The organism is Pseudomonas sp. P1_F1_2 (genome assembly GCF_056405815.1).
In genome coordinates this window covers 1-6,560 of the sequence record NZ_JBFUBK010000178.1, presented here as the reverse complement: position 1 = coordinate 6,560, position 6,560 = coordinate 1, and the positions used below count along the sequence as shown (strand labels likewise).

Genomic DNA, 6,560 nt, shown 5'->3' with positions numbered 1-6,560 from the left:
CTTTACGACTGCTGCGCAGCCGGACGCAGGCTACGCCAGCTGCTACCGGGCTACGATCCATTAAGGTTCGCAACTTCCGTTACATATGCTCGCGAACGACGTGCCAGACATCTTTCATCTTGTCACCCTTCATTTCCCCGGCTTTCTCGTCCTTCTTGAAGTAGTACAACGGTTTGCCGCCGTAGGCCCACTGCATTCTGCCATCGTCACGCTTGATGATTGACCATTTACCTTCAGGCTTGGCGCCCGCCTCTGCAATGAACGGTGGCCAGTACTCCAAACACTCACCGGTGCACGAGGACTTGCCGGCAGTGTCCTTGTCGAACGTGTACAGGGTCATGCCTTTATGGTCGACCATCATGCCGTCTTTCATCATCACAGGATCAGCTGCGAAGGCCATCGTTGGCAAAGCCAGGACCGCACTAAGCATCAGGGCCTTAAAGGAATACGAGTATTGCTTCATGGAAACCTTCCTTTTGTGGTTGTCAGGATTCGGACTTAGAGCTTAGTCCAGGTTCATGACAATCGCCGGGCGTCTAAAATACTGTCACACGACTGCAATAATTCCGTTATCTAATGCGGCGCAAGACAGTTAAATGACAAGAGGATTAAGGCATGGTTGGCAGGAGCATTCTGATCGTCGACGACGAAGCGCCCATTCGCGAAATGATCGCCGTTGCGTTGGAAATGGCCGGCTATGACTGCCTGGAGGCCGAGAACTCTCAGCAGGCCCATGCCATCATCGTCGACCGCAAGCCGGACTTGATCCTGCTCGACTGGATGCTGCCCGGCACCTCCGGTATCGAGTTGGCCCGCCGTCTCAAGCGTGATGAGCTGACCGGGGACATCCCGATCATCATGCTCACCGCCAAGGGTGAAGAGGACAACAAGATCCAGGGCCTGGAAGTCGGCGCTGACGACTACATCACCAAGCCGTTTTCCCCACGCGAACTGGTAGCCCGCCTCAAAGCCGTGCTACGCCGTGCCGGCCCCACCGATGGCGAGGCGCCGATTGAAGTCGGCGGCTTGCTGCTGGACCCGATCAGCCACCGCGTGACCATCGACGGCAAACCTGCCGAGATGGGCCCGACCGAATACCGCCTGCTGCAGTTTTTCATGACCCACCAGGAACGTGCCTACACTCGTGGGCAATTGCTGGATCAGGTCTGGGGCGGCAATGTCTACGTCGAAGAACGCACCGTCGACGTGCACATCCGTCGTCTGCGCAAAGCCCTCGGCGATGCTTATGAAAATCTGGTACAAACCGTGCGCGGTACAGGCTACCGGTTTTCCACCAAGGCCTGATACTGCCCTTACCCGCCCGACAAGCCGACAAGGACGCATGTTTCCGTGAACCAAAACTGGCATGGCACCCTGATTCGCCACATGCTGTTACTGGTCACCGGTTGCCTGGTGATCGGCCTGATTACCGGCTACTACGGCTGGAGCCTCGCCGCAGGCCTGGGCATTTATCTGGCCTGGACCCTCAAGCAACTGCTGCGCCTGCACGAATGGCTGCGCCTGCACACACCCGATGAAGCACCGCCCGACGGCTATGGCCTGTGGGGCGAGGTATTCGACAGCATTTATCACCTGCAACGCCGCGACCAACGGGTACGCGGGCGTCTGCAAGCGGTGATCGACCGGGTCCAGGAGTCCACCGCCGCGCTCAAAGACGCGGTGATCATGCTCGACAGCGATGGCAACCTGGAATGGTGGAACCGCGCCGCCGAAACCCTGCTCGGCCTCAAGACCCCGCAAGACAGCGGCCAGCCAGTGACCAACCTGGTGCGCCACCCGCGCTTCAAGGAATATTTCGAGCAGAGCAGCTACGCCGAACCGCTGGAAATCCCGTCGCCAACCAATGATCGCGTGCGCATTCAGCTGTACATCACACGCTACGGCAACAACGAACACTTGATGCTGGTGCGCGACGTCACACGCATTCATCAGCTGGAACAAATGCGTAAAGACTTCATCGCCAACGTCTCCCATGAGTTGCGCACGCCGCTGACGGTGATCTGCGGCTATCTGGAAACCCTGCTCGACAATGCCGAGGAAGTGAATCCGCGCTGGACCCGCGCCTTGCAGCAGATGCAGCAACAAGGCGGGCGCATGCAGACATTGCTCAATGACTTGCTGCTGCTAGCCAAACTGGAAGCCACCGATTACCCGTCGGACAACCAACCCGTGGTAATTGACGGCTTGTTGCAGTCCATCAAGAGCGACGCCCAGCAGTTGTCCGCCCAGAAAAACCAGCACATCACGCTTGAAGCCGACCCGAGGATTTTGCTCAAGGGCAGTGAAGCGGAACTGCGCAGTGCGTTTTCCAACCTGGTGTTCAACGCGGTGAAATACACCCCGGCCGAAGGCTCTATCCGCATTCGCTGGTGGGCTGACGAGCAAGGCGCGCACCTGAGCGTGCAGGACTCCGGGATCGGCATCGACAGCAAACACCTGCCGCGCCTGACCGAACGTTTCTACCGCGTCGACTCCAGCCGCAATTCCAACACCGGCGGCACCGGCCTGGGCCTGGCCATCGTCAAACACGTGTTGCTGCGCCACCGTGCGCGGATGGAAATCAGCAGTGTGCCGGGGCATGGCAGTACCTTTACCTGCCACTTTGCGCCGGCGCAGGTGGCCAAATTGCAGGTCCTCAAGACCGCCGACTGATACCGGCCAGCACTGGCCACTAGGCAATTACCGAGTCAGCCGCTACATTGGCTGACTTGTGCCTGCCTTTCAGGTGCACTTTTTCCATTCCTCTTGAATACACGGAACCCGCAAAACTCCATCATGGACCCTTCCCCTGGCTTGACCCTCGCAACACTCTTCGCCGATTTCGGCATGATTCTTTTTGCTCTGATCCTGGTTTTGCTCAACGGATTTTTCGTTGCGGCCGAATTTGCCATGGTCAAATTGCGCTCGACCCGGGTCGAGGCCATCGCCGATAAAAACGGCTGGCGCGGGCATATCCTGCGCACCGTTCACAGTCAGCTCGATGCCTACCTGTCGGCGTGCCAATTGGGTATCACCCTCGCCTCCCTGGGCCTTGGCTGGGTCGGTGAACCGGCGTTCGCGCACATTCTGGAACCGCTGCTGAGCGCCGTTGGTGTTGAGTCCGCCGAAGTGGTCAAGGGCGTGTCGTTCTTCACCGCGTTCTTCATCATTTCGTACCTGCACATCGTGGTCGGTGAACTGGCCCCCAAATCCTGGGCCATTCGCAAACCCGAGCTGCTGTCGCTCTGGACCGCGGTGCCGCTGTACCTGTTCTACTGGGCCATGTACCCGGCCATCTACCTGTTGAACGCCAGCGCCAACACGATTCTGCGTATCGCCGGCCAGGGTGAACCCGGCCCGCATCACGAGCACCATTACAGCCGCGAAGAGTTGAAGCTGATCCTGCACTCCAGTCGTGGCCAGGACCCGAGCGACCAAGGCATGCGCGTTTTGGCTTCGGCGGTGGAAATGGGCGAGCTGGAAGTGGTCGACTGGGCCAACTCCCGCGAAGACCTGGTGACGCTGGAATTCAATGCGCCACTCAAGGAAATCCTGGCGATGTTCCGTCGCCACAAGTTCAGCCGTTACCCGGTGTACGACAGCGATCGTCAGGAGTTCGTCGGTCTGCTGCACATCAAGGACCTGCTGCTGGAACTGGCGGCGCTGGACCATATCCCCGAGTCGTTCAACCTGGCCGAACTGACCCGTCCACTGGAGCGCGTTTCGCGGCACATGCCGCTGTCGCAATTGCTGGAGCAGTTCCGCAAGGGCGGCTCGCACTTCGCGGTGGTTGAGGAGGCCGACGGCAACATCATCGGCTACCTGACCATGGAAGACGTGCTGGAAGTACTGGTCGGCGACATTCAGGACGAACACCGCAAGGCCGAGCGCGGGATCCTCGCCTACCAGCCGGGCAAACTGCTGGTGCGTGGCGATACGCCGCTGTTCAAGGTCGAACGCCTGTTGGGCATCGATCTGGATCACGTCGAAGCTGAAACCCTCGCCGGGCTGGTCTACGAAAGCCTGAAGCGGGTGCCGGAAGAGGAAGAAGTACTGGAAGTCGAAGGCTTGCGGATCATCATCAAGAAGATGAAAGGGCCGAAGATCATTCTGGCCAAGGTGTTGATGCTCGATTAAGCCCAAAACCTGTGGGAGCCGAGCTGGCTCGCGATGACGGCTTAATATCCAACATCACCGTGTCTGACACACCGCTATCGCGAGCAAGCTCGGCTCCTACAGGGATCGGTGTCGCCTTCACTTCTTGCCCAACGCAAAGTTGGGCAACACCCCGACCGGTTGCTTGAACTGGTACGGAATTGATACCAGCCCCAGCCCGGTATTGCGTTGCACTACAAAGTGCAGGTGCGGCCCGCTGCTGTTGCCGGTATTGCCCGACAACCCCAGCGCACTGCCCACCGTCACTTGTTGCCCCTCGCGAACACAGACCGAGCCTCGCTTGAGGTGCAAATACACGCCCATGGTCCCGTCGTTGTGCAGCACCCGTACGAAATTGCCCGACGGGTCCGTGCCGCGCCCGCTCTGCCCGCTCTCGGTTTTCACCACCACGCCGCCACGCGCTGCAATGATCGGCGTGCCCTCCGGCATGACGATGTCCATGGCGTAGCGATTCTTCGGCCCGAAGTGACTGTATTGGCCATTGGCGCCCTGACTCACGCGAAACGGACCGCCCCGCCAGGGCAGCGGGTAGCGATAGCCCACCATGGCGGCCCCTGATGGGTCGCCCAGGGAATATTCGAACTTCGGGGTGTACACGAGCGGTCTTCCGGCCTGCGCCGCCGTGAGCACTGCGACACGAATGCTGCTGCGCGCCGGCAACACCTTGCGAATAGGTCGACTCGGGGCGCCGCTGACGTTCTTCAACCCGGTGAAACCCAACCCGACCTCAACCGGCGCATACAGGTTATTGCGCACRTACACACTGTGCACACCGTCCTTCTTCATGAACACGAGGTACACCTGACGTTCAAGGTGCTCTTCCATCCGATCCTGAAAAACGAACACCTTCGAGCCTTTGGTGGGACGGTCACTGTAGGAGACCACGCCATTGGCATCGGTGGACTTGTAGACCGTCACGGCCATCGCCGAGGTGGCGGCCATAAACAGCCCACAAAAAAACAGCAGTCGCGTGAACATGGGCAGGATTCTGTCGAGTAAGGCATCAAATGGAGCCTAGCAGGTGCAATGGACCCGGCTAGTCGACAGATGTTTCAAATGATCGCTCCCACGCTTCGTGCGGGGATGCAGCGAAGCAGATGCGGAGCGTCCGGGGAGGCCTTCCCACGCAGAGCGTGGGAACGATCATGTAGGAGCGAGCCTGCTCGCGATGGCGGACTGTCAGGCGGCGAAGATCACGCGCCCGGTATGAAATGCTTCTGCGCGGTACCACGAGCAATCAGGCGGGAGATGTAATCGAGCTTCTGAGCATCCTGGTCGACGAAGCGGAAGGTCAGTTGCAACCAGTCGCTGTCGGGTTTTGGCTCGTGGGCGACGACCGCGTGCAGGTATCCGTTGAGGCGGGCGATTTCAGCGTTCTCACCCTGCTCCAGGTCGAGTACCGCGCTGTCGAGGATCTGCGGCAGCGTGTCGGTGCGTTTGATCACCAGCAGCGCTTCCTTGATGCTCAAGGCCTTGATCACGCATTGCTGAATGCCGCTGGGCAAACGCAGCTGACCTTGACCGCGACCGCCGGCAGGCGCTGCGGCAGTAGCCGGTGCCTTGACCGGTGGGCTGTTGAGCAGACCTTTAGACGGTGCGGCAGCCGGAGTCGGTGCGACCACGGCAGCCTTGCCACCGGTCAACGCGCTCAGGGAGTCGTTACCGAAGGCCGAGTTCATCTTGGTCGGCGCGCCACTCATCAAGGCATCAAGTTTGCCGACCTTGTTCAGGGCCTGCTTGACCTTGGTCAACAGTTGCTCGTTAGTGAACGGCTTGCTGACATAGCCGGAAACGCCGGCCTGAATCGCCTGGACCACGTTCTCTTTGTCGCCACGGCTGGTGACCATCACGAAGGGCATGGTCTTGAGATTGTCCTGCTCGCGGCACCAGGTCAGCAGTTCCAGGCCAGACATTTCCGGCATCTCCCAGTCGCACAGGACCAGGTCGAACGCTTCCCTGGCCAACATGGCCTGAGCCTTCTTGCCGTTGATGGCATCTTCGGTGCGAATACCCGGGAAGTAGTTACGCAGGCACTTTTTTACCAGGTCACGAATGAACGCTGCATCGTCCACCACCAATATGCTGATCTTGCTCATCCATCACCCCTCGAAAAAATCCCGGCAAGCATACCGTCTTGCTGATGGCACATTGCCAAAAACCTTCAGTCACGCCGGGACTTTTCGTTCGCGGGTGCTGCTTCTAACGTCGAAAACCACCTGCAAAAACGCCCGGCCAAAGGACCGGGCGTTTTTCTTGGGCAGTCTTACTTATCGTCAGCTTTGCCCGGAACATTAGCGGTTTCACCGCTTGTTCCTTCAACTTCTTCCTTCATGCGCTTGAGACCCAAGTGACGCACGTCGGTGCCGCGTACCAGGTAGATCACC

The 6,560-nt window shown here is 59.3% G+C and carries 6 protein-coding genes and 1 pseudogene; 3 read left to right on the top strand and 4 right to left on the bottom strand.

The window, feature by feature from the left end; genetic code table 11:
- Positions 1-79: 79 nt before the first annotated feature.
- On the bottom strand, positions 80-463 hold the full coding sequence (locus AC1D2P_RS29985) for a COG4315 family predicted lipoprotein (protein ID WP_109786768.1): 384 nt from the start codon (positions 461-463) through the stop codon (positions 80-82).
- A 152-nt stretch (positions 464-615) separates the two neighbouring features.
- Here AC1D2P_RS29985 and phoB point away from each other — a divergent pair, with 152 nt between their 5' ends.
- The 3 genes from phoB to AC1D2P_RS29970 all read left to right on the top strand — a co-directional run bounded on the left by phoB (position 616) and on the right by AC1D2P_RS29970 (position 4,137).
- Positions 616-1,305: a phosphate regulon transcriptional regulator PhoB gene (gene phoB / locus AC1D2P_RS29980; RefSeq protein WP_007896474.1), complete on the top strand. Its 690-nt coding sequence runs from the start codon at positions 616-618 to the stop codon at positions 1,303-1,305.
- Positions 1,306-1,386: 81 nt separating this feature from the next.
- Complete coding sequence (phoR, locus tag AC1D2P_RS29975) at positions 1,387-2,673, top strand: phosphate regulon sensor histidine kinase PhoR (protein WP_256577246.1); 1,287 nt, start codon at positions 1,387-1,389, stop codon at positions 2,671-2,673.
- Positions 2,674-2,796: 123 nt separating this feature from the next.
- Positions 2,797-4,137, top strand: a complete 1,341-nt coding sequence (locus AC1D2P_RS29970) for a hemolysin family protein (RefSeq protein ID WP_046030749.1) — start codon at positions 2,797-2,799, stop codon at positions 4,135-4,137.
- A gap of 117 nt (positions 4,138-4,254) precedes the next feature.
- Here AC1D2P_RS29970 and AC1D2P_RS29965 read toward each other — a convergent pair whose 3' ends face one another.
- From AC1D2P_RS29965 to AC1D2P_RS29955, 3 genes and pseudogenes are all read right to left on the bottom strand, one after another.
- On the bottom strand, positions 4,255-5,154 hold the full coding sequence (locus AC1D2P_RS29965) for a peptidoglycan DD-metalloendopeptidase family protein (RefSeq protein WP_046030750.1): 900 nt from the start codon (positions 5,152-5,154) through the stop codon (positions 4,255-4,257).
- Positions 5,155-5,369: 215 nt separating this feature from the next.
- Positions 5,370-6,272 (bottom strand): response regulator, encoded by a 903-nt coding sequence (locus AC1D2P_RS29960; protein ID WP_046030751.1) that lies wholly within the window; start codon positions 6,270-6,272, stop codon positions 5,370-5,372.
- Positions 6,273-6,439: 167 nt separating this feature from the next.
- Positions 6,440-6,560: pseudogene (locus tag AC1D2P_RS29955) on the bottom strand (phosphate signaling complex protein PhoU); the annotation flags it as partial.

What these genes read in the sequence shown, in the direction of transcription:
- AC1D2P_RS29985 (WP_109786768.1), bottom strand. Translation starts at nt 463, where the DNA reads ATGAAGCAATACTCGTATTCCTTTAAGGCCCTGATGCTTAGTGCGGTC.
- phoB (WP_007896474.1), top strand. Translation starts at nt 616, where the DNA reads ATGGTTGGCAGGAGCATTCTGATCGTCGACGACGAAGCGCCCATTCGC.
- phoR (WP_256577246.1), top strand. Translation starts at nt 1,387, where the DNA reads ATGCTGTTACTGGTCACCGGTTGCCTGGTGATCGGCCTGATTACCGGC.
- AC1D2P_RS29970 (WP_046030749.1), top strand. Translation starts at nt 2,797, where the DNA reads ATGGACCCTTCCCCTGGCTTGACCCTCGCAACACTCTTCGCCGATTTC.
- AC1D2P_RS29960 (WP_046030751.1), bottom strand. Translation starts at nt 6,272, where the DNA reads ATGAGCAAGATCAGCATATTGGTGGTGGACGATGCAGCGTTCATTCGT.